Origin of the sequence: Pectobacterium carotovorum (assembly GCF_033898505.1) — a bacterium.
Lineage (GTDB): Bacteria > Pseudomonadota > Gammaproteobacteria > Enterobacterales > Enterobacteriaceae > Pectobacterium > Pectobacterium carotovorum_J.
On sequence record NZ_JAXAFK010000005.1, the window covers coordinates 78453 to 103942 of the forward strand.

20 protein-coding genes are annotated in these 25490 nt (G+C 53.3%); 15 read left to right on the top strand and 5 right to left on the bottom strand.

What is annotated here, in order from left to right:
* The first annotated feature begins 44 nt into the window (after positions 1–44).
* The 5 genes from uvrD (at position 45) to R9X49_RS18790 (ending at position 5716) form a co-directional block, all read left to right on the top strand.
* Positions 45–2207 carry a DNA helicase II gene (gene uvrD, locus R9X49_RS18775; RefSeq protein ID WP_319849856.1) on the top strand — a complete coding sequence of 721 codons (2163 nt, stop codon included), beginning with the start codon at positions 45–47 and terminating at the stop codon, positions 2205–2207.
* Between the two features lie 144 nt (positions 2208–2351).
* A complete protein-coding gene (locus R9X49_RS18780) occupies positions 2352–3098 on the top strand; it encodes a cyclase family protein (RefSeq protein WP_319849857.1) in 747 nt (248 codons plus the stop codon).
* 187 nt (positions 3099–3285) lie between these two features.
* The gene (ysgD, locus tag R9X49_RS23195; protein ID WP_349814568.1) at positions 3286–3342 is read left to right on the top strand and encodes a YsgD/CorL family protein; all 57 of its coding nucleotides are present in this window, start codon (positions 3286–3288) and stop codon (positions 3340–3342) included.
* A gap of 166 nt (positions 3343–3508) precedes the next feature.
* Entirely contained in the window at positions 3509–4459 is a 951-nt protein-coding gene (gene corA, locus R9X49_RS18785) for a magnesium/cobalt transporter CorA (RefSeq protein ID WP_225086096.1), read from the top strand.
* Positions 4460–4657: 198 nt separating this feature from the next.
* Complete coding sequence (locus R9X49_RS18790) at positions 4658–5716, top strand: AbrB family transcriptional regulator (protein WP_319849858.1); 1059 nt, start codon at positions 4658–4660, stop codon at positions 5714–5716.
* On the opposite strand, the gene rarD is transcribed toward R9X49_RS18790, so the two are convergent.
* Together rarD and R9X49_RS18800 are read right to left on the bottom strand one after the other, a co-directional pair.
* Complete coding sequence (gene rarD / locus R9X49_RS18795) at positions 5682–6611, bottom strand: EamA family transporter RarD (RefSeq protein ID WP_319849860.1); 930 nt, start codon at positions 6609–6611, stop codon at positions 5682–5684. The two genes, R9X49_RS18790 and rarD, sit on opposite strands and share 35 nt — an antisense overlap.
* A gap of 115 nt (positions 6612–6726) precedes the next feature.
* Entirely contained in the window at positions 6727–7233 is a 507-nt protein-coding gene (locus R9X49_RS18800; protein WP_319849862.1) for a thioesterase family protein, read from the bottom strand.
* Positions 7234–7498: 265 nt separating this feature from the next.
* Here R9X49_RS18800 and pldA point away from each other — a divergent pair, with 265 nt between their 5' ends.
* The 3 genes from pldA (at position 7499) to rhtC (ending at position 10980) form a co-directional block, all read left to right on the top strand.
* Positions 7499–8365, top strand: coding sequence for a phospholipase A (gene pldA / locus R9X49_RS18805; RefSeq protein ID WP_319849863.1), 867 nt, complete (start codon positions 7499–7501; stop codon positions 8363–8365).
* Positions 8366–8487: 122 nt separating this feature from the next.
* Positions 8488–10314, top strand: a complete 1827-nt coding sequence (gene recQ, locus R9X49_RS18810; protein WP_319849864.1) for an ATP-dependent DNA helicase RecQ — start codon at positions 8488–8490, stop codon at positions 10312–10314.
* A gap of 42 nt (positions 10315–10356) precedes the next feature.
* A complete protein-coding gene (gene rhtC / locus R9X49_RS18815) occupies positions 10357–10980 on the top strand; it encodes a threonine export protein RhtC (protein WP_010284889.1) in 624 nt (207 codons plus the stop codon).
* Between the two features lie 111 nt (positions 10981–11091).
* On the opposite strand, the gene rhtB is transcribed toward rhtC, so the two are convergent.
* A complete protein-coding gene (rhtB, locus tag R9X49_RS18820) occupies positions 11092–11712 on the bottom strand; it encodes a homoserine/homoserine lactone efflux protein (RefSeq protein WP_225086091.1) in 621 nt (206 codons plus the stop codon).
* Positions 11713–11843: 131 nt separating this feature from the next.
* Between rhtB and pldB the strand changes: the two genes are divergently transcribed.
* On the top strand, positions 11844–12881 hold the full coding sequence (gene pldB, locus R9X49_RS18825; protein WP_319849866.1) for a lysophospholipase L2: 1038 nt from the start codon (positions 11844–11846) through the stop codon (positions 12879–12881).
* 100 nt (positions 12882–12981) lie between these two features.
* Complete coding sequence (yigL, locus tag R9X49_RS18830; protein WP_319849867.1) at positions 12982–13782, top strand: sugar/pyridoxal phosphate phosphatase YigL; 801 nt, start codon at positions 12982–12984, stop codon at positions 13780–13782.
* A 61-nt stretch (positions 13783–13843) separates the two neighbouring features.
* Here yigL and glpQ read toward each other — a convergent pair whose 3' ends face one another.
* Complete coding sequence (glpQ, locus tag R9X49_RS18835) at positions 13844–14929, bottom strand: glycerophosphodiester phosphodiesterase (protein ID WP_319849869.1); 1086 nt, start codon at positions 14927–14929, stop codon at positions 13844–13846.
* A gap of 75 nt (positions 14930–15004) precedes the next feature.
* Positions 15005–16354 (bottom strand): glycerol-3-phosphate transporter, encoded by a 1350-nt coding sequence (glpT, locus tag R9X49_RS18840; RefSeq protein ID WP_319849871.1) that lies wholly within the window; start codon positions 16352–16354, stop codon positions 15005–15007.
* A 314-nt stretch (positions 16355–16668) separates the two neighbouring features.
* On the opposite strand from glpT, the gene glpA reads away from it, so the two are divergent.
* The 5 genes from glpA to R9X49_RS18865 all read left to right on the top strand — a co-directional run bounded on the left by glpA (position 16669) and on the right by R9X49_RS18865 (position 25297).
* On the top strand, positions 16669–18336 hold the full coding sequence (gene glpA, locus R9X49_RS18845; RefSeq protein ID WP_319849872.1) for an anaerobic glycerol-3-phosphate dehydrogenase subunit A: 1668 nt from the start codon (positions 16669–16671) through the stop codon (positions 18334–18336).
* A complete protein-coding gene (glpB, locus tag R9X49_RS18850) occupies positions 18326–19588 on the top strand; it encodes a glycerol-3-phosphate dehydrogenase subunit GlpB (RefSeq protein ID WP_319849873.1) in 1263 nt (420 codons plus the stop codon). Before glpA ends, glpB begins: the two co-directional genes overlap by 11 nt.
* On the top strand, positions 19585–20796 hold the full coding sequence (gene glpC / locus R9X49_RS18855) for an anaerobic glycerol-3-phosphate dehydrogenase subunit GlpC (RefSeq protein ID WP_319849874.1): 1212 nt from the start codon (positions 19585–19587) through the stop codon (positions 20794–20796). The genes glpB and glpC overlap by 4 nt, the downstream gene beginning before the upstream one ends.
* A gap of 539 nt (positions 20797–21335) precedes the next feature.
* Complete coding sequence (locus R9X49_RS18860; RefSeq protein ID WP_319849876.1) at positions 21336–23951, top strand: sigma 54-interacting transcriptional regulator; 2616 nt, start codon at positions 21336–21338, stop codon at positions 23949–23951.
* A 488-nt stretch (positions 23952–24439) separates the two neighbouring features.
* Positions 24440–25297, top strand: a complete 858-nt coding sequence (locus R9X49_RS18865) for a hydroxyacid dehydrogenase (RefSeq protein ID WP_319849877.1) — start codon at positions 24440–24442, stop codon at positions 25295–25297.
* The last annotated feature ends 193 nt before the right edge of the window (positions 25298–25490 follow it).

Consider the following 25490-nt stretch of genomic DNA (forward strand, 5'->3'; position numbering starts at 1 on the left):
GCCCTTGTCGATGCGGCGTTTCCCTCACCGGATAACCCGTACCTATGGACGTTTCTGATCTGCTCGATGGCCTCAACGACAAACAGCGTGACGCGGTAGCCGCGCCGCGCAGCAATTTATTGGTGCTGGCAGGGGCAGGCAGCGGCAAAACGCGGGTACTGGTACATCGCATCGCCTGGCTTTTGTCCGTCGAAAACTGTTCGCCGTACTCCATCATGGCGGTGACGTTTACCAACAAAGCGGCGGCGGAGATGCGTCATCGTATCGATCACTTGATCGGCACCAGCCAGGGCGGCATGTGGATCGGCACCTTCCATGGGCTGGCACACCGCCTGCTGCGTGCGCACCATATGGATGCCAATCTGCCGCAGGATTTCCAGATTCTGGACAGCGAAGATCAGCTGCGTCTGCTGAAACGCCTGATTCGGGCACTCAATCTGGATGAGAAACAGTGGCCGCCGCGTCAGGCTATGTGGTTCATCAATGGGAAGAAGGATGAAGGTCTGCGTCCGCAGCATATTGAAAGCTACGGCAACCCTATCGAGCAAACGTGGCAGCGCGTGTATCAGGCCTATCAGGAAGCGTGCGATCGCGCCGGGCTGGTGGATTTCGCGGAACTGCTGCTGCGCGCCCATGAACTGTGGCTGAACAAGCCGCACGTGCTGAACCACTATCGTGAACGTTTTACCAATATTCTGGTGGACGAATTTCAGGATACCAACCGTATTCAGTACGCCTGGATCCGTATGCTGGCGGGCGACAGCGCCAAAGTGATGATCGTCGGCGATGACGATCAGTCGATTTACGGCTGGCGCGGGGCGCAGGTCGAAAATATTCAACTGTTCCTGAAAGATTTTGCCGGCGCAGAAACGATTCGTCTGGAGCAGAACTATCGTTCGACCAGCAATATTCTAAAAGCGGCGAATGCGCTGATTGCCCACAATGGCGGGCGACTCGGCAAGAACCTGTGGACCGATGGCGTAGAAGGCGAGCCCATCTCGCTGTATTGCGCGTTTAACGAGTTGGATGAGGCGCGTTATGTCGTCAACCGGATTAAAACCTGGCAGGAAAATGGCGGAGCGCTGAAGGATAGCGCCATTCTGTATCGGAGCAACGCCCAGTCGCGCGTGCTGGAAGAAGCGCTGTTGCAGCAAAGTATGCCGTACCGTATTTACGGCGGCATGCGCTTCTTTGAGCGTCAGGAAATTAAAGATGCGCTGTCTTATCTGCGCCTGATCGCCAACCGTAACGACGATGCGGCGTTTGAGCGCGTGGTGAATACGCCGACGCGCGGTATTGGCGATCGCACGCTGGATGTCGTGCGTCAGACGTCGCGCGATCGTCAACTGACGCTGTGGCAAGCGACGCGGGCGCTGTTGCAGGAGAAAGTGCTGGCAGGACGTGCAGCGGCATCGCTACAGCGTTTTATCGAATTGATCGATGCGTTGGCCTATGAAACGTCGGAACTGCCGCTGCATGTACAAACTGACCGGGTTATTAAAGATTCCGGCCTGTGGAGCATGTACGAACAGGAAAAAGGTGAGAAAGGGCAGGCGCGGGTAGAAAACCTGGAAGAACTGGTGACGGCGACGCGCCAGTTCAGCTATCAGGAAGAAGATCAGGACCTGATGCCGCTTCAGGCTTTCCTGTCGCATGCCGCGCTGGAAGCGGGGGAAGGTCAGGCGGATGCCAATCAGGACGCGGTACAGCTCATGACGCTGCACTCGGCGAAAGGGCTGGAGTTCCCGCAGGTGTTTATCGTCGGTATGGAAGAAGGCATGTTCCCCAGCCAGATGTCGCTGGATGAAGGCGGGCGTCTGGAAGAAGAGCGCCGTCTGGCTTATGTCGGCGTGACGCGCGCGATGGAAAAGCTGACGATAACCTATGCGGAATCCCGCCGTTTATACGGCAAAGAGGCCTATCATCGGCCTTCCCGGTTTGTCGGCGAGCTGCCTGAAGAGTGTGTTGAAGAAGTGCGGTTACGCGCGAGCGTCTCCCGCCCGGTCAATCACCAGCGTCTCGGCACGCCGGTCACGCAAAACGACAGCGGCTACAAATTGGGGCAGCGGGTTCGCCATGCGAAATTTGGTGAAGGCACGATCGTGAATCTGGAAGGCAGCGGCGATCACGCCCGTCTTCAGGTCGCGTTTCAAGGGCAAGGGATTAAATGGCTGGTTGCCGCCTATGCCCGGCTGGAAACGGTGTGATTGTCACGATGCGGCTTGAAGTATGACGGGGTTATATAACTTATAAAAACCCTGTCTTAGTCTTTATCGTCATTTTCGACAATGCTAGGTGGTCTGCCGCGTATCCATGGATGTGTGGTATCACAATAAAAAAGGAGCATGCCCATGACGCTAGATCAGATTATTGCCGAATTACAGAAGAAGAAATGGGTCGATCTCACGCATACGGTGACGGAGTCGATTCCTATTTTCAGCGCGTTTGAAGGCGTGTTGCAGCGCAAGACCTTATTCAACGTCGAAGATCACGGATTTTATGCACAGTCTGTGACGTTTGCGACGCAGACGGGGACGCATATTGATGCGCCGGGGCATTTTGTCGCGGGTAAACGCTATCTGGATCGTATTGATAATAAAGAGCTGTTGCTGTCGTTAGTGGTGCTCCACAAGCAAGACGCTGTCGCACGTGATGCTGACTACCGTTTGTCGGTTGACGATATCCTGGCGTTTGAGCGTGAGCACGGGGAAATTCCGTCAGGTAGCTTTGTCGCGTTTGCCAGCGGCTGGAGTACACGCTGGCCCGATATTGATGCCTTCGCCAATAGAGACGAACAGGGCAACAGCCATACGCCGGGGTGGTCGCTTGAGGCGCTGACGTTCCTGTTTGAAGAACGTCGTATTAGCGCGGTTGGGCATGAAACGCTGGATACGGATTCCGCCGCTGATTTCCGTCGCAACAACGGGCTTATTGGCGAGTTCTTCGTGCTGAACCAGAATGCCTGGCAGGTTGAGGTACTGAATAACCTACATCAGCTGCCGCCTACCGGTGCTTATATCCACGTCAGCTACCCTAATTTCGCCGGTGCGCCCGGCTTCCCTGTCCGTGCCATTGCCTATCTACCGGACAACGTCTAATCGATACACGCGGTTCCTTTTTGCTTTGGGGACTGCGTTTCTTGCCGATTTCTGCGCTGTATTTATTGGATAAACCTTATTCGTTTGACCAATATTTTACAGCGTGTTTCAGCCGAGGTTTTAAAGTTGAAGTCTTTTTCATCTCGGCGTAACATGCGCGCATCATTATTCTCGGAGGACTAACGCCTTGGACACACCCAGTCGATACTGGCTCACTAACCTGTTCATTAGGTACAACTTCTAAGGCTATCTTCCTCTGCTGATAGCCTTCGTGGTTGTCAGCGACGCTGTTTTTGTCGCTACGAGTCAGATCCGTCGAACGGACTGAAACCTGCTGGTGACACCTCACCTTTGTTTCTGTGCTTCAATCGCGTTGTCCATCTCTGCTACTGAAAGGGGAGCTATGGCCCATGCTGAGCGCATTTAAACTGGATAATTGCCGTTTATCTCGTCTGGAACTGGATGACTCCGATGATCTCACCACGTCAGTTTGGGTCGATTTGATCGAACCGGAAGACGATGAGCGTGAAAAAGTACAAAACGAACTGGGACAAAGCCTGGCAACCCGTCCGGAACTGGAAGATATTGAAGCGTCGGCACGTTTTTTTGAAGATGAAGATGGCCTGCATATTCACTCCTTTTTCTTTTTCGAAGATGCTGAGGATCACGCCGGTAACTCCACGGTGGCGTTTACCATCCGCGATGGTCGCCTGTACACCCTGCGTGAGCGTGAACTGCCCGCGTTCCGCCTGTACCGCATGCGCGCCCGCAACCAAACGCTGGTGGACGGCAATGCTTATGAACTGCTGCTCGATCTCTTTGAGACGAAAATTGAGCAACTGGCGGACGAAATCGAGAACATCTACAGCGATCTGGAATCGCTGAGCCGCATCATTATGGAAGGGCGGCAGGGCGAAGAGTACGACGATGCGTTGTCCACGCTGGCGGAACTGGAAGACGTGGGCTGGAAAGTGCGCCTGTGTCTGATGGATACCCAACGTGCGTTGAATTTTCTGGTGCGTAAAGCCCGCTTGCCATCCGGCCAGTTGGAGCAGGCGCGCGAAATTTTACGCGATATCGAATCTCTGCTGCCGCACAACGAATCCCTGTTCCAGAAAGTTAACTTCCTGATGCAGGCGGCGATGGGCTTTATCAACATCGAGCAGAGCCGGATTATCAAGATCTTCTCGGTGGTCTCCGTGGTGTTCCTGCCACCGACGCTGGTGGCGTCCAGCTATGGGATGAACTTTGAGTTTATGCCAGAGCTGAAGTGGTCGTTTGGTTATCCGGGCGCGATTGTGCTAATGATTCTCGCCGGACTGGCTCCGTACCTCTATTTCAAACGTAAAAACTGGCTGTAAATCTTCCCGTATGCGCCTGATGGGGTTGACCCCTCAGGCGCGTCAACACGCCTTTCTCATTTAACGTTTTCCGCCCCACCATTCCTGTTTATTATCCCGCGCCTGTTCATTCTCCGGCCATCTTGTTTAGAATGGCGGACAGTCTTTCTATTCTTACTTTCCACTCTTACTTTCTATTACTAAAAACAGGTCGTGTGCATGAAAGGGATGTCTCCTTGGATGCAATGGGGAATATTGCTGTCGGTTTCGTTATCACTGGGGTTTGGACTACAGATTTACCACGTTCCCGCCGCGCTGTTGCTGGGGCCGATGATGGTCGGCGTCGTCATGGGGTTAAACGGCGCGACGATTCGCATCCCGCCCGTCTGCTTTGCGGGCAGCAATGCCGTTCTGGGCTGTCTGGTTGCACAAAGCCTGTCATTCTCTATCCTGAAACCGCTGATGAGCGAATGGCCGCTGGTGCTGTTCATTCTGCTGGCGACGCTGGTGGCCAGCGGGCTGTCCGGCTGGCTGCTGGTCAAATTTAGCGAACTGCCCGGAACAACCGGAACCTGGGGGGCATCGCCGGGCGGTGCGTCGGCGATGGTCGCTATGGCAGGGGAATTTGGCGCAGACGTGCGGCTCGTTGCCTTCATGCAATATTTACGCGTGCTGATGGTTACCGCCTCGGCAGCGTTTGTGGCGCGCCTGAGTTTGGGTGACGAGGCGGCAGAAAACAGTGCGATGCTGGTCTGGTTTCCTGAACTGGACTGGCGCTTTCTGGCAACGCTCGGCGTGGCGTTTGGCAGCGCGTGGCTGGGAAGACGCCTGCGTATTCCATCCGGGGCGCTGCTGGGGCCGATGATCATCGGTTCAATGCTGCATGCCAGCGGCACCTTGCACTTGCAAACGCCAGAGTGGCTGCTGGCGCTGGCCTATGCCTTTATCGGCTGGAGCGTCGGGCTCTGCTTTACTCGCCCTATCTTTTTGCTGGCGATACGCACACTGCCGCACATGATGGCGTCGATAGTCGGATTGATGCTGCTGTGTGGCGGAATGGCGTGGATGGTGACGAAAATGATGCCGGTGGATATGCTGACCGCCTTTCTGGCGACCAGCCCCGGCGGGCTGGATTCGATTGCGATTATTGCCGCAGGCAGTCGGGTCGATATGGCGTTTGTCATTGCCATGCAGACGCTGCGGCTGTTTTCGACGCTGCTATTCAGCCCGATCTTATCGCGCTTTATTTCCCGTCGTGTTGAGGCTGGGAAGGTGTAGCTGGCGTACGCCGTAGCTTACGCTGCGTATAAAGCGCATCCAAAATGAACAGCACCAGCGCGCCCCAGATGAAGGCAAAAGTGACGAGCTTGTCGCTGCTGAACGTTTCACCGTAGAACACTACTGCCAGCAGGAACATGATCGTAGGGCCGAGATACTGGAAAAAGCCGAGCGTTGACAGGCGAAGGCGCATGGCCGCCGCGGTGAAAAACAGCAGCGGCACCGTAGTGACGATACCCGCCGAGAGCAGCAGCAGGTTCAGCGACCAGGGATTGGCTGTCAGATGGCTGCTTGGCGTGTCGGCAATAAAAAACAGATAAATGACCGCGACCGGCAGCAGCCACAGCGTTTCGATCAGCATACCGGTTTGCCCGTCGATACCAATCTTCTTACGCAGCAGGCCGTATAACGCGAAGCTGAATGCCAGCCCCAGCGCGATAACCGGCAGCGAGCCGAACGTCCATAACTGAACCAGTACGCCCGTCACCGCGAGCAGCACGGCCAGCCATTGCAGACGGCGAAAGCGCTCTCCAAGGAAGATCATGCCCAACATAACGTTGACCAGCGGGTTGATAAAATACCCCAGACTGGCTTCCAGCATGTGATGGTTGTTGACCGCCCAGATGTACAACAGCCAGTTTCCGCCGATAAGCACCGCCGTTAATGCCAGCAGAAACAGATGCTTGACGTTGCGGCAGGCATAGCTCACCTGACGCCATTTCCGGCCGATGGTCAGCAGGATCAGCATAAAGAAGAATGACCAGATAATACGGTGCGTCAGTATTTCATTGGGTGGAACGTGCTCAAGCAGCTTGAAATAAACGGGAGCAATTCCCCAAATAAAATACGCACCGAGGGCGAAAAATATCCCCTCACGGGTTTGTTGCGCGTTCATGGGTGACTCGATAAGGACGGCGGGAAAACGTTAAGTCTACCCAAAACTGTGAGCGCTTTCACGTAAAGTGTTAATGACAACATTACCCGGCAACCATGTCTGCCCACGAGAAAGGCTACCCGACAATATAGGTTGCGGTGGCGCTGGCCAGATGCGAGCCCTGTTCGTTATGCAATTCGGCGCGTGCGACGGCGATTTTATTGCCGCCGCGCAGCAGCGTGCTGGTAATGGTGAAGTGTTCTCCATAGCCCGGACGCAGATAATCGACCCGCATATCAATGGTTCCCATGCGGGCGAGCCGGTGATGAAACTCCTGATCGCTAATCGTCTCATGACGCAGCAGCGTGTTGCCGACGCACACCAATCCGGCAGCGACGTCCAGTCCGGCGGCAATCACGCCGCCGTGCAGAATTTTTTGTGCCGCATTGCCGATGAGCTTCTCTTGCCGGGCGAATGTCAGGACGGCTTTGTCGGCTTCAAACTGCTGTAATTCAAGACCTAATTCGATGTTAAACGGCATTTTGTAAATGAAAATCTCGCCAACAAGCTGGCGCACGGTATCTCTGGTTAATGTGGCTCCCTGAAATGGGGGGATGCCCTGAAATGATGGTACGTCAGCCATAGTCGTTTCCCGTCCAAGCAATAAGAGATACGCATTAAGTGTGGTTAATTTGATGCAATAAGGTTATGCAAGTGTTTATTTTATGCATTGATTTTGTTTCTTTCCAGAAAAGGCCGATAAACGAGGGAGTGCTAATTCAAACGTTGTTGAACTGTGTAGAATGGCGGGCTTGAGTGGGGAATGGCCGATTAGATAAACGAGTTTATTTAGATAAAAGACTTTATTTATAAAAGAATGCTGGAGAAAAACATGTCGGAGAAAATAAATGCATAAAATAGGATTCGTATTGGCAGCATTACTGATGGCGCAGGCTCATGCTGAAGTCACAACGAACGCGCCAGCGCCAAATCAACCGGCGGTACGCGGCAGCATTATCGCCAGTCTGTTACAAGAGCACGATACCCCGTTTGTCCTCTATCCTTATGAAAGTAACTACTTACTCTACACCTATACCAGCAACATCAATAAAACCGCGATCCAGAGCTATAACTGGGGCGATGAAGCACGTAAAGATGAAGTGCATTACCAGTTGAGCCTGGGGTTCCCGATCTGGCGTGGCATTCTGGGCGATAACTCGCTGCTGGGCGCTTCCTATACGCAGCGCTCATGGTGGCAGTTGTCGAATAAGAGTGAGTCTTCTCCGTTCCGTGAAACGGACTATGAGCCACAGGTCTTTTTGGGCTGGGCAACGAACTACGACTTTGCGGGCTGGACACTGCGGGATATCGAAGTGGGCTTTAACCACCAGTCTAACGGCCGTTCCGAACCGACGTCACGCAGTTGGAACCGCGCTTATACCCGCCTGATGGCGCAGAACGGCAACTGGCAGATCGATGTGAAACCGTGGATACGTTTCTCCGATAGCCAGGACGATAACCCGGACATCACCAAATACATGGGCCATTATCGCTTACGCGTCGGCTATGTGTGGGGCGACAGCGTCTTTAGCGCGGAAGGGCGTTATAACTGGAACAGCGGCTACGGCGGTGGTGAACTGGGCTGGAGCTATCCGCTGACGCGTCATGTTCGCTTTTATACTAAGGTCTTTAGCGGCTACGGCGAATCTCTGATTGACTACAACCACCGCCAGACCCGCTTCGGCGTTGGGGTGACGCTGAACGACATGTTCTAATGATCGTGTGTTTTAGCGATTGCCGTTTTTAGCCATCGTCGTTTTACCAAACTTAACCATTGCAGTTTTACCAAACGGCGCTGAAAATAGCGCCTGTTTGATTTCATTGAATTGGGGAAGGCGTGTCTACGGCGGAAGTATTGAATAAGGAAGCGCTGGCGGTTCAGGTTCTGCGGGACACGTTCGGCTACCAGCAATTCCGACCGGGTCAGCAGGAAATTATCAGCGCGACGCTCAGTGGGCAGGACTGTCTGGTTATCATGCCAACAGGCGGCGGCAAGTCGCTGTGCTATCAAATCCCCGCGCTGGTGATGGACGGGCTGACGCTGGTGGTGTCTCCGCTGATTTCGCTGATGAAAGATCAGGTCGATCAGCTTCAGGCCTACGGTGTGTCGGCTGCCTGCCTGAATTCGACGCAGACGCGTGAACAGCAGCTTGAAGTGATGGCGGGTTGCCGTACCGGTCAAATCAAGCTGCTGTATATTGCGCCGGAACGTCTGACGACAGATAGCTTCCTCGATCATCTCGCCCACTGGCAGATCGCCCTGATCGCGGTGGATGAAGCGCACTGCATTTCCCAATGGGGACACGATTTCCGCCCTGAATACCGCGCTCTGGGGCAGATTAAACAGCGTTTTCCCCATCTTCCTTTCATCGCTTTGACGGCCACCGCTGACGAGACCACGCGCAACGATATCGTTCGCCTGCTGGATCTGCGGTCGCCGCTCATTCAGATCAACAGTTTTGACCGCCCGAACATTCGCTACACGCTGGTAGAGAAGTTTAAACCGCTCGATCAGCTCTGGATGTTCGTGCAGGGGCAGCGTGGGAAAAGCGGTATCATCTACTGCAATAGCCGCTCCCGCGTGGAGGATATTTGCGCGCGTTTGCAGGCCCGTGGGCTGAGCGCAGGAGCGTATCACGCTGGTCTGGATAATGAACGGCGTGCGCAGGTGCAGGAAGCGTTCCTGCGTGACGATCTTCAGGTGGTGGTGGCGACCGTCGCATTTGGTATGGGCATCAACAAACCTAACGTGCGATTTGTGGTGCATTTTGATATTCCGCGCAATATCGAATCCTACTATCAGGAAACGGGGCGTGCCGGACGTGACGGCCTCGCGGCTGAAGCCGCGTTGTTCTACGATCCGGCGGATATGGCGTGGCTGCGCCGCTGTCTGGAAGAAAAACCCGCTGGGCCGCAGTTGGATATCGAGCGCCATAAGCTCAATGCGATGGGCGCGTTTGCCGAAGCACAGACCTGTCGGCGTTTGGTGCTGCTGAACTATTTCGGTGAAGGACGCCAACAACCCTGCGGTAACTGCGATGTTTGTCTCGATCCGCCGAAGCGCTATGACGGGCTGGTTGAAGCGCAAAAGGCGCTGTCCTGCGTGTATCGGGTCGGGCAGCGCTTTGGTTTAGGGTATATCGTCGAGGTGCTGCGCGGCGCAAATAACCAGCGTATCCGAGATTTTGGTCATGACAAGCTGCCGGTTTACGGCATCGGTAAGGACAAATCGCAGGAGCATTGGGTCAGCGTACTGCGCCAACTGATTCATCTGGGTTTGCTGAACCAGAACATCACGATGCATTCCGCTGTACAGCTTACCGAATCGGCGCGTCCGGTATTGCGCGGAGAAGTGCCGCTACAGCTGGCCGTGCCGCGTGTGATTAACCTGAAACCCCGCGCGAATCAAAAATCTTACGGCGGAAATTACGACCGTAAGCTGTTCGCCAAATTGCGCAAACTGCGTAAATCCATCGCGGATGAAGACAATATTCCGCCTTACGTGGTGTTCAGCGATGCGACGCTGCTGGAGATGGCGGAACTGATGCCGATCACCGCGGGTGAACTGCTGAATATCAACGGGGTAGGACACCGTAAACTCGAACGTTTCGGTGCGCCTTTCATGAACATGATTCGCGATCATGTCGATAATGATGACGAGTAACGCTCGTCTTGTCTGACTGCATTTAAAAACAGGAAAACCAACATGCTGATGCTATTTCTGACGGTGGCGCTGGTGCATTTCATTGCGCTGATGAGCCCGGGGCCGGATTTCTTTTTCGTTTCACAAACCGCGGCCAGCCGTTCCCGACGTGAAGCGATGATGGGCGTGCTGGGTATTTCTCTGGGCGTGGTGGTCTGGGCGGCGATCGCGCTGCTGGGGCTGCATCTGCTGTTGCAAAAAATGGCCTGGCTACATACGGCTATTACCGTCGGCGGCGGGCTGTACCTGTGCTGGATGGGCTGGCAGATGCTGCGCTCCGCACGGCGTAAAGCGCAACTGGAAACCACGCAGGAAACGGCGGTGGTCTTGCCTCAGCGTGGCAAAACCTTTATGCGCGGGTTATTGACGAATCTGGCTAACCCGAAGGCGCTGATCTATTTCGGCAGCGTGTTCTCGCTGTTTGTTGGCGACAGCGTCGGCAGCGGTGCTCGCTGGGGATTGTTTGCGCTGATCTCGATTGAAACGCTGATCTGGTTCAGTCTGGTCGCGATGGTTTTCGCCCTACCGGCCATGCGTCGCGGCTATCAGCGTTTGGCGAAATGGGTGGATGGCGTAGCAGGTGTGCTGTTTACCGGATTTGGTCTACACCTGATTTTCTCTCGCTAATTTTTCCCTGCGAGGATGTCTCCCAGCGCACGTTCTGTGGAGAAAAAGCCGTAGGAAAACCCTTTCTCCGAGAAAAAAGCGCGCCGCCATTCACGACTGCGCGCTCTTTCATCAGGCCTTTCTCGCCGTGGCGAGTAACGCGCCAACCAGCACAAACAGTGAACCGAATATCCGGTTGAGCATCTTCATCTGCCGTGGGCCTTTTAGCCAGCCGGCGATGCGCGTGGCTAGCGTGGCATAGCCAATCATCACGATAATATCGACTACCACGGTGGTGACGCCCAACACCAGATACTGTGCGGCCTGCGGCTGGTGGGGGATAATGAACTGCGGGAACAGCGCCGCCAGAAACACGATGCTTTTCGGGTTGGTCAGATTCACCAGCACCGCGCGTTTAAAGAGTCTACGGCGCGGCATCGCGCTGGCGATCGCCTGAAGATCCAGTGCCCCCGCGGCACGCCATTGCTGAATCCCCAGCCAAATCAGATAAGCAGCGCCCAGCCATTTCAGCATATCGAAAGCCAGTACGGACTGGTTAAGCAGCGCGCCTAGCCCGATGCCGACCAGTACGATATGAATCGCCAGCCCGACCTGTAAACCACAGATCGAGGCCGCCGCGCCGCGGTAGCCGTGGCTAATGCCGGTGCTCATGGTGTTGATGGCACCAGAGCCGGGTGACAGGCTGAGAATAAGCGTTGTGAGTAAATAGGTTAACCACCAATCCAATGTCATAAAGCATGCCCCTGAATCACGTTCTGTATTACGAGAGTCTGTCTGTTTTTTATGTCACAATACGCTTGTGCTCCACTGCTTGTCATGTTCTTCCGCTAGCTTTAGTTTTCCCGCGTCACCGGAGAGGTGTGATGATTCAACGCCACAATACGTTGTTTACGTCGGAACGGTTAACGCCTGAAGGGTTAACCTTGAACCTGTTAACGCGAGAAGCGCAGTTTGCCGCTTTTGCTACCGGAGAATTACTGGATTTCTGGCGTCAGCGCGAAGAGGGCGAATTCTCTGGCGTTGATGACGTACCTATCCGGTTCGTTCGTTTTACCGCGCCACAGCACGACAAGATTGTCGTTGTCTTTTCAGGCCGTATCGAAAGCTATGTCAAATATAGCGAAGTGGCTTATGACCTCTTTCATAGCGGCTATGATGTACTCATCATGGATCACCGTGGGCAAGGTCGGTCTGGACGGGTGCTGCAAGACGGCCACCGTGGACACGTCGTGCGCTTCAGTGATTATGTTGATGATGCCGAAACGCTGTGTCAGCAGCACATTGGCCCTAAGCAATATACCCATCGGTTTGCGTTAGCGCATTCAATGGGGGGCGCGATTCTGGCACAGTTGCTGATTCGTCAGCCCGCGATGTTTGATGCCGTGGCGCTGTGCGCGCCGATGTTTGGTATCCGCTTGCCGCTTCCTCATTGCGTCGCCGGGTGGATTGTCGATTGGGCAGAGCGTCGCCCGGCGATACGCGATTATTACGCCATCGGCACCGGACAGTGGCGTCCGTTGCCTTATCGGATGAATGTGCTGACGCACAGCCGTGAACGCTACCAGCGCAGCATTCGATTTTATGCGGATTCACCAGATTTGCGCGTAGGCGGCCCCACTTATCACTGGGTACGTGAAGCGATACTGGCGGGGAAACAGTTGCAGGCACAGGCCAGCACGGTCACTACGCCGCTTCTGCTGTTACAGGCGGGGGAGGAACGCGTGGTGGATAACCGCAGCCAGAATGCGTTTTGCCAGGCGCTGGCGCAGAGCGGTAACGCCAATGCGAGCGGCGTTTTACAGGTTATCCCCGGGGCGCGGCATGAAATTCTCTTTGAAACGGATAACCTCCGCGCTCAGGCATTTGCGCTGATTCTGGCGCATTTTGCGCGTTATCATTGATTTTAGGCTGTTGGTAAACCGCTTAATGGACGCGGAGTAACCTCGTTAATTTTTTGCGGCGCGTGCCGCTATAACACACCAGAAGTGAGATCTCATCGTTATGTACCATGTCGTTGCTTCCGATTTAGATGGCACACTGCTGTCACCTGACCACTCGCTGTCCCCGTATGCAAAAGAAACCCTCAGGCTGCTGACGGAAAAAGGGATTCACTTTGTGTTCGCGACCGGACGGCACCACATGGATGTCGCGCAGATCCGCGATAATCTCGGCATCAGCGCGTTTATGATTACCTCGAATGGCGCGCGAGTGCACAACTCGCAGGGCGAGCTGATTTTTAGCCACAATCTGGATCAGGATATCGCCCGCGACCTTTACAGCGTCGTACACACTAACCCCGATATGCTGACGCACGTGTACCGCGATGATGAGTGGTTTATGAACCGTCCACGAGTGGAAGAAGAGCGTTTCTTCAAAGAGTCGATCTTTAAATACAAGTTGTTCGAGCCTGCGTTGCTGGAAACCGATGGCGTCAGCAAGGTGTTCTTTACCTGCGATTCCCATGAACAGCTGCTGCCGTTGGAAGAAGCGATCAATGCGCGTTGGGGCGACCGCGTTAACGTGAGCTTTTCGACGCTCACCTGTCTGGAAGTGATGGCGGGCGGCGTATCTAAAGGCCATGCGCTGGAGCAGGTGGCGAAGATCATCGGCTTCTCGCTCAAAGAGTGCGTAGCGTTTGGCGATGGTATGAACGACTACGAAATGCTGTCGATGGCAGGTAAAGGCTGCGTCATGCAGAACGCACATCAGCGCCTGAAAGATTTACTGCCGGATCGCGAAGTGATTGGTTCTAACGCAGACAGCGCGGTGCCGAATTACCTGCGGGAACTGTTTCTGAAGTAAGCCGTATATTCTCGAACCGACGTACCATCGGGCACGTACTGCCCGATGGGATCGCTGAACTTCAGCGCGGTTTTTTCAGAAAATCGACCGCTTTGTCGGGGAAATCGGTGAACAGCCCGTCAACATCCGCCTGATAGTAGAGAATATCGTAGAGCCGATCGATATCCTTGGCGTACGCCGGTAGCCTGTCGGCCCTTGCCGTGAACGGGTGTACCTGAAGTTTATGTTGATGGGCGTCCTTCACCATGTCGGTAAAGGTGATGTTGTCAGACGTCGAACCTTTCTGGACGAGCATGTGGTAGTCCGGCCCGATACCATCGGCATAGGTTGCAATCTGCTGCATGGCGCCGGGCTTTTGCATCCAGTCGTAGTTGTAATTCACCCACGTCCCATCGGCCTGTTTCTCGTAGGTTTCATGCCAGTCGGTATAGGCAATCAACTGAATCAGGTTTAGGTCCATCTTCATCTGCGGCTGCAATTCGGTTTTGATGCGCTTTAGCTCGGCAACATCAAACGATTGCAGGAAGACCTTATCGCTTTTTTTCGTATAGCCATACTGCTTCAATACGGCCAGCGTTTCGCGCGCGATGTCTTTCCCTTCCTGATGGTGAAACCACGGTGCTTTGATTTCGGGGTAGAGGCCGATGTTCTTGCCGGTTGAGTGGTTCAGTCCCTGAATAAATTCAATTTCTTCCTGAAAGGTATGAATACGGAAGTCGGATTTCCACATCGGAAAACGGTTCGGGTAGCTCTGTACCTGCTTGCCGTCTTTGATGTCGAATCCTTCGGTAAATTTCAGTGACTTGATTTCTTTCAGCGTGAAATCGATGGCGTAAAAGCGTCCATCTTTGCGGGCACGTTGCGGAAAACGTTCCGCAACGTCGGTCACGCGATCCAGATAGTGGTCATGCAGGACAATCAGTGCGTTATCTTTGGTGAGCACCAGATCCTGCTCCAGATAATCGGCACCTTGAGCGTAGGCCATTGCCTTGGCCGGAAACGTATGCTCGGGCAGATAGCCGCTGGCACCGCGGTGGGCAATAACGATTTTGTCGGTTGATGAAGCGGAGCCACTCGCGTGACTGGAAGCACTAAGGGAAACGGAGAGTGCGAGGGCGGAGAGTAGGGATGTTACGGTAACGTTCATGCGATCAAACCTCTTTCTGTTGAGAGAAAGGAGGCGTCATCATGACGCCGCCAGAGGGATGCTTACAAGAGCGGGTTAAGCGCGGTTGGCTAACTCTGCTTTATGTTTTTTCTCATTCAGCATAACAACAATCAGCAGAAGTACCGCCAGAATGCTGCCGCCGATCATGACCATGAAGCCGCCATCCCAACCGAAGAAGTCAACGGTGTAGCCGACGATGGCGCTGGCGGCAACGGAACCACCGAGGTAGCCGAACAGACCGGTAAAGCCTGCTGCTGTCCCTGCTGCTTTCTTCGGTGCCAGTTCCAGCGCGTGCAGACCAATCAGCATAACCGGGCCGTAGATCAGGAAGCCGATGACGATCATACAGGCCATATCCACACCCGGATTACCGGCTGGGTTCATCCAGTACACGATGGTCGCTATCGTCACCAGTGTCATAAAGAACACGCCCGTTGCACCACGGTTGCCTTTGAACACTTTATCGGACATCCAGCCGCACAGCAGCGTACCCGGAATACCCGCGTATTCGTACAGGAAGTAGGCCCAGGACGATTTATCCAGTGCGAAGTGTTTCACTTCTTTCAGATAAGTCGGTGACCAGTCGAGGATGCCGTAACGCAGCAGGTAAACGAAGACGTTGGCGATAGCGATGTACCACAGCAGTTTGTTCGGGAAAACGTACTGCATGAAAATCTGCTTAGCTGTCAGTTCTTCTTCGTCTTTTTCATTGTAGTCAACCGGATAGTCGTTTTTGTACTCTTCAATCGGTGGCAAACCACAGGATTGCGGGGTATCACGCATCAGGGCAAATGCGATTAGCGCAACCAGAATCGCGGCGAAAGCAGGCATGTAGAGTGCGGCTTTCCAGTCGTTAAACCAGGCCATACCCAGCAGGAACAGCAGAGGCGGAAGCCCGCCGCCGACGTTGTGAGCACAGTTCCATACGGATACGATGCCGCCACGCTCTTTCTGCGACCACCAGTGAACCATGGTGCGTCCACACGGTGGCCATCCCATTCCCTGGAACCAACCGCACAGGAACAGCAGGACGAACATAATCGCGATGCTTGATGTCGCCCACGGCACGAAGCCCATGAACAGCATCACGGCGGCCGCCAGAATCAGACCGGCAGGCAGGAAAACCCGTGGGTTGGAACGGTCAGATACCGAACCCATGATGAATTTGGAAAAGCCGTAGGCGATAGAGATACCGGACAGCGCAAAGCCAAGGTCACCGCGTGAGAAGCCCTGTTCAATCAGGTAAGGCATTGCCAGTGTGAAGTTTTTGCGTACCAGATAGTAGGCGGCGTAGCCAAAAAAGATCCCCATGAAGATCTGCCAGCGCAGACGGCGATAGAGGGGATCGACACGATCCTGCGACACGCGTGGCTGGTGGGCGGCGGGCCTAAAAATACTCAGCATAGATATCTCCAATGCGAAAAAAAACGATAGCTTTTTTGTTCTATTACGAACGTTATTGTAAGGGGCTAGCGTGCAAATGAGTGTGATTCATGACGCTAATGTTACACTTTTATGAAACTGTGACGATTTTTGCGCTCATGTTAACAGAATCGGAAAATTCCACAGTGTGGTTTTAGTGATGTAAATCACACTTATTGTTTTTAAACGCCCCTTTGTTTTCGTTTAGTGTTCGTTTTTGCTCTTTATCAAACATTAACCCTTCTTTCTGTGTCCCAATAGCAACATATATCCCCTCCGCCTTAAGCGAGAACACAATGCGAACAAACGAGAACTGGCGTGAAACTGACGTGGTTGTCATCGGCGGTGGTGCGACGGGGGCAGGTACTGCACGGGATTGCGCCCTGCGCGGACTGCGCTGCCTGTTGCTTGAGCGTTATGATATTGCGACTGGGGCAACCGGGCGTAATCACGGCCTATTACACAGCGGCGCCCGCTATGCGGTTACCGATGGCGAGTCTGCCCGCGAATGTATTGAAGAGAATCAGATTCTCCGGCGGATTGCCCGCCACTGTATTGAACCTACCGACGGTCTGTTTATCACGTTGCCGGAAGACGATCTCGGCTGGCAGGCGCAGTTTATTACCGCCTGCCAGCAGGCGGGGATTCGCGCGCAGGCGATAGATCCGCAGGAAGCGCTGCGGCTGGAACCCGCGGCTAATCCGGCGCTGATTGGAGCGGTGCGCGTGCCGGATGGTTCTGTCGATCCCTTTCGCCTGACGGCAGCCAACATGATCGATGCCTGCGAGCACGGCGCGGAAGTCTTGACCTATCATGAAGTTATCGGACTGATTCGTCAGGGCGATCGGGTTACCGGCGTGCGCGTTTTCGACCATAAAAAAGGTGTGGAAACGGAAATATACGCACAGGTGGTCGTCAACGCTGGCGGTATCTGGGGACAACACATTGCGGAATATGCCGATCTGCGCGTGCGTATGTTTCCGGCAAAAGGCGCACTGCTGATTCTTGGGCACCGCATCAACAACATGGTGATCAACCGCTGCCGTAAACCGGCGGATGCCGACATTCTGGTGCCGGGCGATACCATTTCGCTGATTGGTACGACCTCAACTCACATCGACTACGACCAAATCGACAATATGCTGGTGACGCCTGCTGAGGTGGAAACGCTGATGCGCGAAGGTTCCATGCTGGCGCCGTCGCTGGCGAGCACGCGAATTTTGCGCGCCTATGCTGGCGTCCGTCCTCTTGTTGCCAATGACAGTGACCCCAGCGGGCGTAGCGTAAGTCGCGGCATTGTGCTGCTCGACCATGCCAGCCGCGACGGGCTGGAAGGGTTTATCACGATCACCGGCGGCAAGCTGATGACCTACCGACTGATGGCGGAGTGGGTGACGGACGCCATCTGCAAAAAGCTGGGCCATGACGTGGCCTGCTCGACAGCGCAGACGCCGCTGCCCGGTTCTGAATCGCTGGATGAAGTGAAAACCGTTCCTCACGCCCTGTCTGCTTATCCTGCGGCAAAACCGCTCTCGGCCCCGCTGCGTGGTTCAGCGATTTATCGCCACGGTGAACGTGCTGGAAGAATGCTGTCCGGCGAGCGTCTGGACCGCAGTCTGGTGTGCGAATGTGAGGCCGTGACGGCAGGGGAGGTGCGCTACGCCGTGGAATCGTTGCAGGTGAATAACCTGATTGACCTGCGTCGGCGTACTCGCGTGGGTATGGGCACCTGTCAGGGGGAACTGTGCGCCTGTCGTGCGGCGGGTCTGCTGTGCCGTCTGGGCACGGCGACGCCGGAGCAGTCGCTTACGCAACTCAGTCAGTTTTTGAACGAACGCTGGAAAGGCATTCGCCCGATTGCGTGGGGCAATGCCCTGCGTGAAAGCGAGTTTACCAGCTGGATTTATCAGGGTTTGTGCGGCCTGACGGCCAGCGACAGTCAGGAGGATCGCCATGCGCTATGACGTTGTAATTATTGGCGGAGGGCTCGCGGGGCTGACCTGCGGTATTCGCTTAGCGGAGCAGGGAAAACGCTGCGCCATTGTCAGCGCCGGGCAGAATGCGCTGCATTTTTCTTCCGGTGCGCTGGATTTACTTTCCCATCTCCCTGACGGGCAGCCCGTGAGTCAGCCGCTTGAGGCGTTGGATGAGCTGGCGCGTCAGGCTCCTCACCACCCTTATTCCCGTATGGGTGCGGCGGCAGTGGCGGCCCTGTTGCCACAGGTTGAGGCGCTGCTGACACGCAGCACTATCTCCTTGCAGGGCAATCATCAGCAGAACCACTGGCGCATGACGCCGCTAGGTAAGTTTCGTGCCTGCTGGCTGAGTCCGGTCGATGGCGTAACGCGTGGTCTGCCGGATTCTGGCTTTGGCGACAATCCGCTGATTGCAGGTATCGACGGTTTTCTGGATTTTCAGTCCCGAATTGTTGCCGGTACGCTCCAGGCACAGGGGATCGCGGCGCGCAGTGATGACCTCAAGCTGCCGGTGCTGGATCGGTTACGCCAAAATCCCAGTGAATTCCGTGCGGTAAATATCGCCCGCGTGCTCGACCGGCCGGAAAATCGTTCGGCGCTGGTGGAGGAGTTGTCGCTTCTGGCCAACGGTAACGATGCCATCATCATGCCCGCCTGTCTGGGATTGGATACCCCCGAGGTGGTGGGTGAACTCGCTGAGGCGCTAGGTAAACCGGTGATGTTGTTGCCGACCTTACCACCTTCAGTGCTCGGGTTGCGCTTGCATCAGGCGCTGTCGCAGCGCTTTCGCCAACTGGGTGGCATGGTGATGCCGGGCGATCGTGCGGTGCGTGCCTCGCTGTCGCCGCAGGAGATTGCCGTCCATAGCCACCATCACCGTGATATTCCGCTGCGGGCGAAGCATGCGGTGCTGGCGAGCGGCAGCTTCTTCAGCAACGGGCTGGTGACGCAGTTCGATCGGGTGACTGAACCGGTCTTTGGGTTGGACGTTCGGTTCGCTGACCAGCGCGAGGGCTGGAGCCAGCAGGATGTGTTTGCGCCGCAGCCTTATATGCAGTTTGGTGCGATTGTCGATGAGCATCTGCACCCGCGTATTGGAGGCAAAGCGATCGGTAATCTGTACGCCATCGGCGCGGTGCTGGAAGGTTTCGACCCGATCGTGCAGGGATGTGGAGCTGGGGTTTCCTTGCTCAGCGCACTTCATGTTGCCGAACAGATTTTGAAGGAGGGCAACCCATGAGCCTGCTTAGCGATAACAGTTTTGAAGATTGCATCAAGTGTACGGTCTGTACCACGTACTGCCCGGTTTCGCGCGTGAATCCGCTTTATCCCGGCCCGAAACAGGCCGGACCGGACGGCGAACGCCTGCGGCGCAAAGAGCCGGCGCTGTATGATGATGCGCTGAAATACTGCACCAACTGCAAACGTTGTGAGGTCGCGTGCCCATCGGATGTCAAAATTGGCGACATTATTCAGCGTGCAAAAGCGACGCACAGCAGCCACAAGCCGACATTGCGCGACGCGATTCTGAGCCATACCGACCTCATGGGATCGATTGCCACGCCGTTTGCGCCGCTGGTCAATACGGCTACCAGCCTGAAGCCGGTGCGCCAACTGCTGGATAAAGCGTTGAAAATCGACCATCGTCGCCAGTTGCCGAAATACTCGTTCGGCACCTTCCGGCGCTGGTATCGTCAGCAGGCGGCAAAGCAGCAGGCCTATGATGAGCAGGTCGCTTATTTCCACGGCTGCTATGTGAACTACAACCATCCACAGCTGGGTAAAGATCTGGTTCAGGTCTTTAACGCGATGGGTATTGGCGTCCAGTTGCTGAATAAAGAGAAATGCTGTGGCGTACCGCTGATCGCCAATGGTTTTCACGACAAGGCCAGAAAGCAGGCACGCGCGAATATCACGTCGCTGGATGAGGCAATCAATCAGAAATCCCTGCCGGTGGTCGCGACGTCATCCAGCTGTACGTTCACGCTGCGGGATGAATACCCGCATCTGCTGGGCGTGGATAACGGCAACGTGCGCGATGGCATCGAACTGGTGACGCGCCAGCTCTATCGTCTGCTGGAAGAAGAGGGACGGACGCTGCCGCTGCGTAAATTGCCGCTGCGGGTGGCGTATCACACGCCATGCCACCTGGAGAGGATGGGGTGGACAGCGTATACCCTGGCGCTGCTGCAACGCATCCCCGGTCTTGAGCTGGTGATGTTGGACTCCCAGTGCTGCGGTATTGCGGGCACCTACGGCTTCAAGAAAGAGAATTACGCCACGTCGCAAGGTATTGGTGCACCGCTGTTCCAGCAGATTGAAGAGAGCGGGGTCGATATCGTGGTGACGGACTGCGAAACCTGTAAATGGCAGATTGAGATGTCGACCAGCAAAAAGTGCGAACACCCGATCACCCTGCTGGCAAGGGCATTGGCGCAGCCAGAGTAGCAAACAGAAGGGGAGCAAAACGGGCTGTTCCGCAGTCCGTATTGAGAATAAGAATTTATCGCAAAAAGCACTTTACAAGTGCGAATGATAATGATTATTATTGCTGTGCGTTCCGGGGAACGATGTCATGCGCCTGTGTTAGTTATTGATAGTGTTCATGACGATCCGGCTTCCCTGTGAAGGCACGACATTGCTCACATTGCTTCCAGTATTATTTAGCCAGCTCGGGTGCTGGCTTTTTTTTTTGCCTATCGAACGCTCCCAGAGCACTCCGTTTAAGATCTTCTGAAAGTCTCTTTCCTTTCCGCTGCCATAAGCCATTTACTGCTGTTTAACCGACGCGTTGCGCTGGATATCTCATGCCTGAGATACGTTTCCACCCAGCAGCATGAAGGATGCGAAGGCGATCACAACAAAGTAAAAACGGTGTTTCATTTTCTCTTTAGAGAGCCGATAGTCGCTAGTGTTCAATGAATTTTTAGTGTCTAGTGTCTAAAAAAGGATGGACACTATCCTGCTCACCACGGTGGAATCCGCTCATGGCTTTGTCAGCGAAAGATAAACTGTTCCAAAGTATCATCACGCACTATGCCAGCAATGCGCATGGATTTACGGCGCTGGATTGTGCGGATTTTATTCAGGTGAGCCGTAGCGTTATCAGCCATTACCTTAATCGCCTGTGTGACGAGGGTAAGCTCTATAAGAAAAATACCCGTCCTGTCCGTTTTTATGTTGAAACCCGACATCTGAAAACCGAACCAGAGATCAGCGTACCACCAAAGCATGACGATGTTTTTAGCGAACTGATTGGCGCAGGAGGGAGTCTGGAGAAAACCATCTCTTCTTGCCGCGCCGCAGTGAATTACCCTGGTCGTGGGTTGCCGATACTGATCTCTGGCGAGAGTGGCGTCGGGAAAAGCCATTTGGCGGCAATGATCCATCGCTATGCGCAGGATCGCGGCATTGTTGCCTTGGATAAACCGCTGGTAGAGCTCAACTGTGCCGACTATGCCAATAATCCTGAACTGCTTTCCGCTACGCTGTTTGGCTATATCAAAGGGGCATTTACCGGTGCCGATCGGGATAAAAAAGGCGCCTTTGATGACGCTGACGGCAGCTTCCTGTTTCTTGATGAAGTGCATCGCTTATCTGCGGAGAATCAGGAAAAACTCTTTTTATTTATGGATAAAGGCTATTTTTATCGCTTAGGGGATAACCGAACCCGCCAATCGGCGGCGATCCGTTTTATTTTTGCCACGACGGAAAATGTCGATACCGTGTTGCTGAATACTTTTCGCCGAAGGATTCCCGTTCGTATCGCATTACCGAACTTTATTTCCCGCCCGCTAACAGAACGCGTTGCTCAAGTAGAGTATTTTTTACGGCGTGAGGCACGCGATCTGAACTGTGATATTCATATGGATAGTCTGTTGATGCACCAGTTGGTGGCGTCTCCTGTTCGGGGCAATATTGGCGAATTGAAAAATCAGATCAGGGTGATGTGTGCCAGTGCATGGAATGAAAGTCAGCACTCAGAATATATTGCATTGCAGTCTCCTCAGTCCGGTCAAATGAATGGGGAAACGTTGGTATTCTCCGCGCGAAAATTTTCTACCTCCCTCGATGTATCCTCTCTGTTGCCAAAAGCGATGCGAGATGACGTGATATTCAAGGAGTTTTGCCACAGCGGGAATACCTTATTATTAAACCGGAAACTTGAACACCTGCTCACCACGCTTAATTGCACTGTTCAGCAAGATGAACTCTATTGTGGTTATATCTGGCAAAACACGATGCGAGCCATCAATGAGCTGGAGAATCAAACGGGTATCGAATGCAACGCGGATTATCGAAAAACGGTCTGGCTTTGCCTGCATTACGCTATGAGCAATACGTGGGAAGAGCAACATATCAATGAACTTTCCTCTATCACCGATTACGTTTCTTCGAAAGCCAGATTGCTGGCGCTTGAATGTGTATCCTTGCTGAAAAAACAGGTGACAAACACCGATTATCCTTTGCTTATGCCGCTGCTGAGCTGCGCCATGAACAAATTATCCGGTGAAGATGACCTGATTCAGGGCGTTATTGTCTCCCACGGTCGCTCGACGGCTTCCAGCATTGCTGGCGTTGCTAACCAATTAACCGGGGGATACTACTTTAAAGCGTTTGATATGCCCAATTCGACGTCGACACGTGAAATTATCGATATGTTGATCGCTCACCTGGATAGTATTAAGCAGCGTGCAGGGCTGATTATATTGGTCGATATGGGATCGCTGAAGGAAATCTATGAAGAAATAAAATTGCATCTTCATGGTGAGCTGCTCGTGATTAATAATGTCAGTACCGCGATGGCGCTGGATATTGCCTCTAAAATTCAGCATCGGTTGCCAATGGAAGAGATCATCGACAGCGTAAAAGGTGCTTATGAGGTTGAAACTCGCTACTATGCAGGTATGCTTCCCGGCAATAAAATTATTATTTCATGTATATCTGGAGAAGGCATTTCCAGAAAATTAAAAGATATTGTATTCCGTTATCTGGCCTCTGACACAATAGATATTGTTACAATGGAATATGATGATTTGAAATATAAATTATCACAGGCCGATCCGGCATTAAATGGTACGCGCCTTGTCATCACCACGACCGATCTCGATGCGGGTTATATCCCCATTATTAGCGTGGAGCAATTGATAAAAGAGAAATTTGACATTCTGCATCGGGATTATTTTACCGATCTGCTTGTTCCCGGTGGAATGGAACCGATGATTGATGAAGTGGTTAAATTATTTACGGTAGAAGGTGTTGCTGGCCGTCTTAATTTTCTTAATCCGGTTATTATTATCGATGAAGTTGAAGCAGTCATTAAGCAGTATGAGTTTTTCTATAAAATTCATTTCGAAAGCTATTTGCGTATTAATCTGTTTATGCACATTGCACTGATGATTGAGCGGGTTATGGTCAATACAGGAATGTGCCATCGTGATGATTCAGAACTGACGGCAGAGCAGCTGGCGTTTGTCGAGGTTCACGATACCTTTTTCCAGGTACTTAATCGTAAATATCATATTGTCGTTCCACTGACAGAAGTGCTGATGATTTATGAAATCATGGAACCCTGGATTTCCTCAGACCCCGCGTTGTCATGATCGGGGGCTGGTTAATCGGCTCGTACTACCTTTCGACACTCGGTGATATGCCGCACTAGACAGTCTTTTTCAGCGTCTAATAAACGAATAAAACCAAATAAAAACAGATGGATAATTCGACGGCATAGTTATTGCTTTCTTGTTTAAGCAAGAAGCACGTCAGCGATCGTCATCAAGCAGCCTTGATGCGGAAGTTGTCGCAATAACAAAGAAGAAGCCAAACCGTCTAATGCCGATCGTTTAAGCATCGAGATACACGGGGGAAACACAGGGGTGAGTCGTCCCTGCGGGAACCTCCCCTGTGTTTCCCCTAATAACAGGCTTAAGTGACCAGTATTAACCAAACCGTCTTCTTTTCATCACTCCAGTGGGGATAGGTTATGTCGTATTACGCCGCAGGTTTCACCTGCCAGCCTGAAAAATTTGATCAGATATACACCTCGTCAGTTAGGGAAAAATTATCATCATTGTGCCATTTGCATCCCAACGTGATTACCCCTCTGAATTTTGAGCAAGAATTGCCTGCACTGAAAAACGTGGAAGTCATTTTTTCTACCTGGGGAATGTTGACGCTAAGCGAGGCGCAGCTAGACCAATTACCGAAGTTGAAAATTATTTTTTATGCCGCAGGAGCAACGGGCTATTTCTCCGCCCCTTTTATTTCCCGGGGAATAAAAATAGTTAGCGCCTGGAGAGCCAATGCTGTTCCTGTCGCGGAATTCTGTCTGGCACAAATCCTTTTGGCATGTAAAGGCTATTTCCATAATCTGCGTAACTATAATCGTCCTGAAGATTTTCATTCTATTACGGCTGATTATCCTGCTCCGGGAATTTACGGTGAGCGCATTGCGTTGATTGGTGCCGGAGCTATATCTCAGGTGCTGGCTGAGTTACTGATGCCTTTTGCGCTGGAGGTGGTGACTATCCCTTCGCGGCAGGAAAGACGGACTATCTCTTTGGAAGCGGCATTTAGCACATCCTTTGTTGTCAGTAATCACCTTCCTAACCGCCCCGATAATATTGGCGTGCTGAATGGCGATTTGTTTCGGCTTATGAGCCCCGGCGCGGTATTCATTAACACAGGACGAGGATTACAGGTTAATGAAAAAGATCTCATTGACGTATTCAGCGAACGTACAGATTTAACGGCGCTGTTGGATGTGACGAAACCCGAACCGCCATTGCCAGGCTCACCGCTTTATGACATGCCGAATGTGTTGCTGACCAGCCATATTGCCGGCGCACTCAATAATGAAACACGGCGACTGGCAGACTGCGTGGTTGAGGAATTTCAACGCTGGATTCATGGTGTGCCGCTTAATTATGAAATTACGGGAAAGGCGTGAAATGCGAATTTTTCATTTCTCTGTTTTATCGTTTCTTATTGGTTATTGATGATCAATGACATCATGTGTGCCCGTCGCTTCTCAATTTTTTTGTAGATAATTCTGTGCTGACGTAAATACGGCGGCACAGTGTTTCGACACATCGCTGCATACCAATCTGGACAGTATTTTTAGCGTCTAATAGCGATAATAA

What these genes read in the sequence shown, in the direction of transcription:
- uvrD (WP_319849856.1), top strand. Translation starts at nt 45, where the DNA reads ATGGACGTTTCTGATCTGCTCGATGGCCTCAACGACAAACAGCGTGAC.
- R9X49_RS18780 (WP_319849857.1), top strand. Translation starts at nt 2,352, where the DNA reads ATGACGCTAGATCAGATTATTGCCGAATTACAGAAGAAGAAATGGGTC.
- corA (WP_225086096.1), top strand. Translation starts at nt 3,509, where the DNA reads ATGCTGAGCGCATTTAAACTGGATAATTGCCGTTTATCTCGTCTGGAA.
- R9X49_RS18790 (WP_319849858.1), top strand. Translation starts at nt 4,658, where the DNA reads ATGAAAGGGATGTCTCCTTGGATGCAATGGGGAATATTGCTGTCGGTT.
- rarD (WP_319849860.1), bottom strand. Translation starts at nt 6,611, where the DNA reads ATGAACGCGCAACAAACCCGTGAGGGGATATTTTTCGCCCTCGGTGCG.
- R9X49_RS18800 (WP_319849862.1), bottom strand. Translation starts at nt 7,233, where the DNA reads ATGGCTGACGTACCATCATTTCAGGGCATCCCCCCATTTCAGGGAGCC.
- pldA (WP_319849863.1), top strand. Translation starts at nt 7,499, where the DNA reads ATGCATAAAATAGGATTCGTATTGGCAGCATTACTGATGGCGCAGGCT.
- rhtC (WP_010284889.1), top strand. Translation starts at nt 10,357, where the DNA reads ATGCTGATGCTATTTCTGACGGTGGCGCTGGTGCATTTCATTGCGCTG.
- rhtB (WP_225086091.1), bottom strand. Translation starts at nt 11,712, where the DNA reads ATGACATTGGATTGGTGGTTAACCTATTTACTCACAACGCTTATTCTC.
- pldB (WP_319849866.1), top strand. Translation starts at nt 11,844, where the DNA reads ATGATTCAACGCCACAATACGTTGTTTACGTCGGAACGGTTAACGCCT.
- yigL (WP_319849867.1), top strand. Translation starts at nt 12,982, where the DNA reads ATGTACCATGTCGTTGCTTCCGATTTAGATGGCACACTGCTGTCACCT.
- glpQ (WP_319849869.1), bottom strand. Translation starts at nt 14,929, where the DNA reads ATGAACGTTACCGTAACATCCCTACTCTCCGCCCTCGCACTCTCCGTT.
- glpT (WP_319849871.1), bottom strand. Translation starts at nt 16,354, where the DNA reads ATGCTGAGTATTTTTAGGCCCGCCGCCCACCAGCCACGCGTGTCGCAG.
- glpA (WP_319849872.1), top strand. Translation starts at nt 16,669, where the DNA reads ATGCGAACAAACGAGAACTGGCGTGAAACTGACGTGGTTGTCATCGGC.
- glpB (WP_319849873.1), top strand. Translation starts at nt 18,326, where the DNA reads ATGCGCTATGACGTTGTAATTATTGGCGGAGGGCTCGCGGGGCTGACC.
- glpC (WP_319849874.1), top strand. Translation starts at nt 19,585, where the DNA reads ATGAGCCTGCTTAGCGATAACAGTTTTGAAGATTGCATCAAGTGTACG.
- R9X49_RS18860 (WP_319849876.1), top strand. Translation starts at nt 21,336, where the DNA reads ATGGCTTTGTCAGCGAAAGATAAACTGTTCCAAAGTATCATCACGCAC.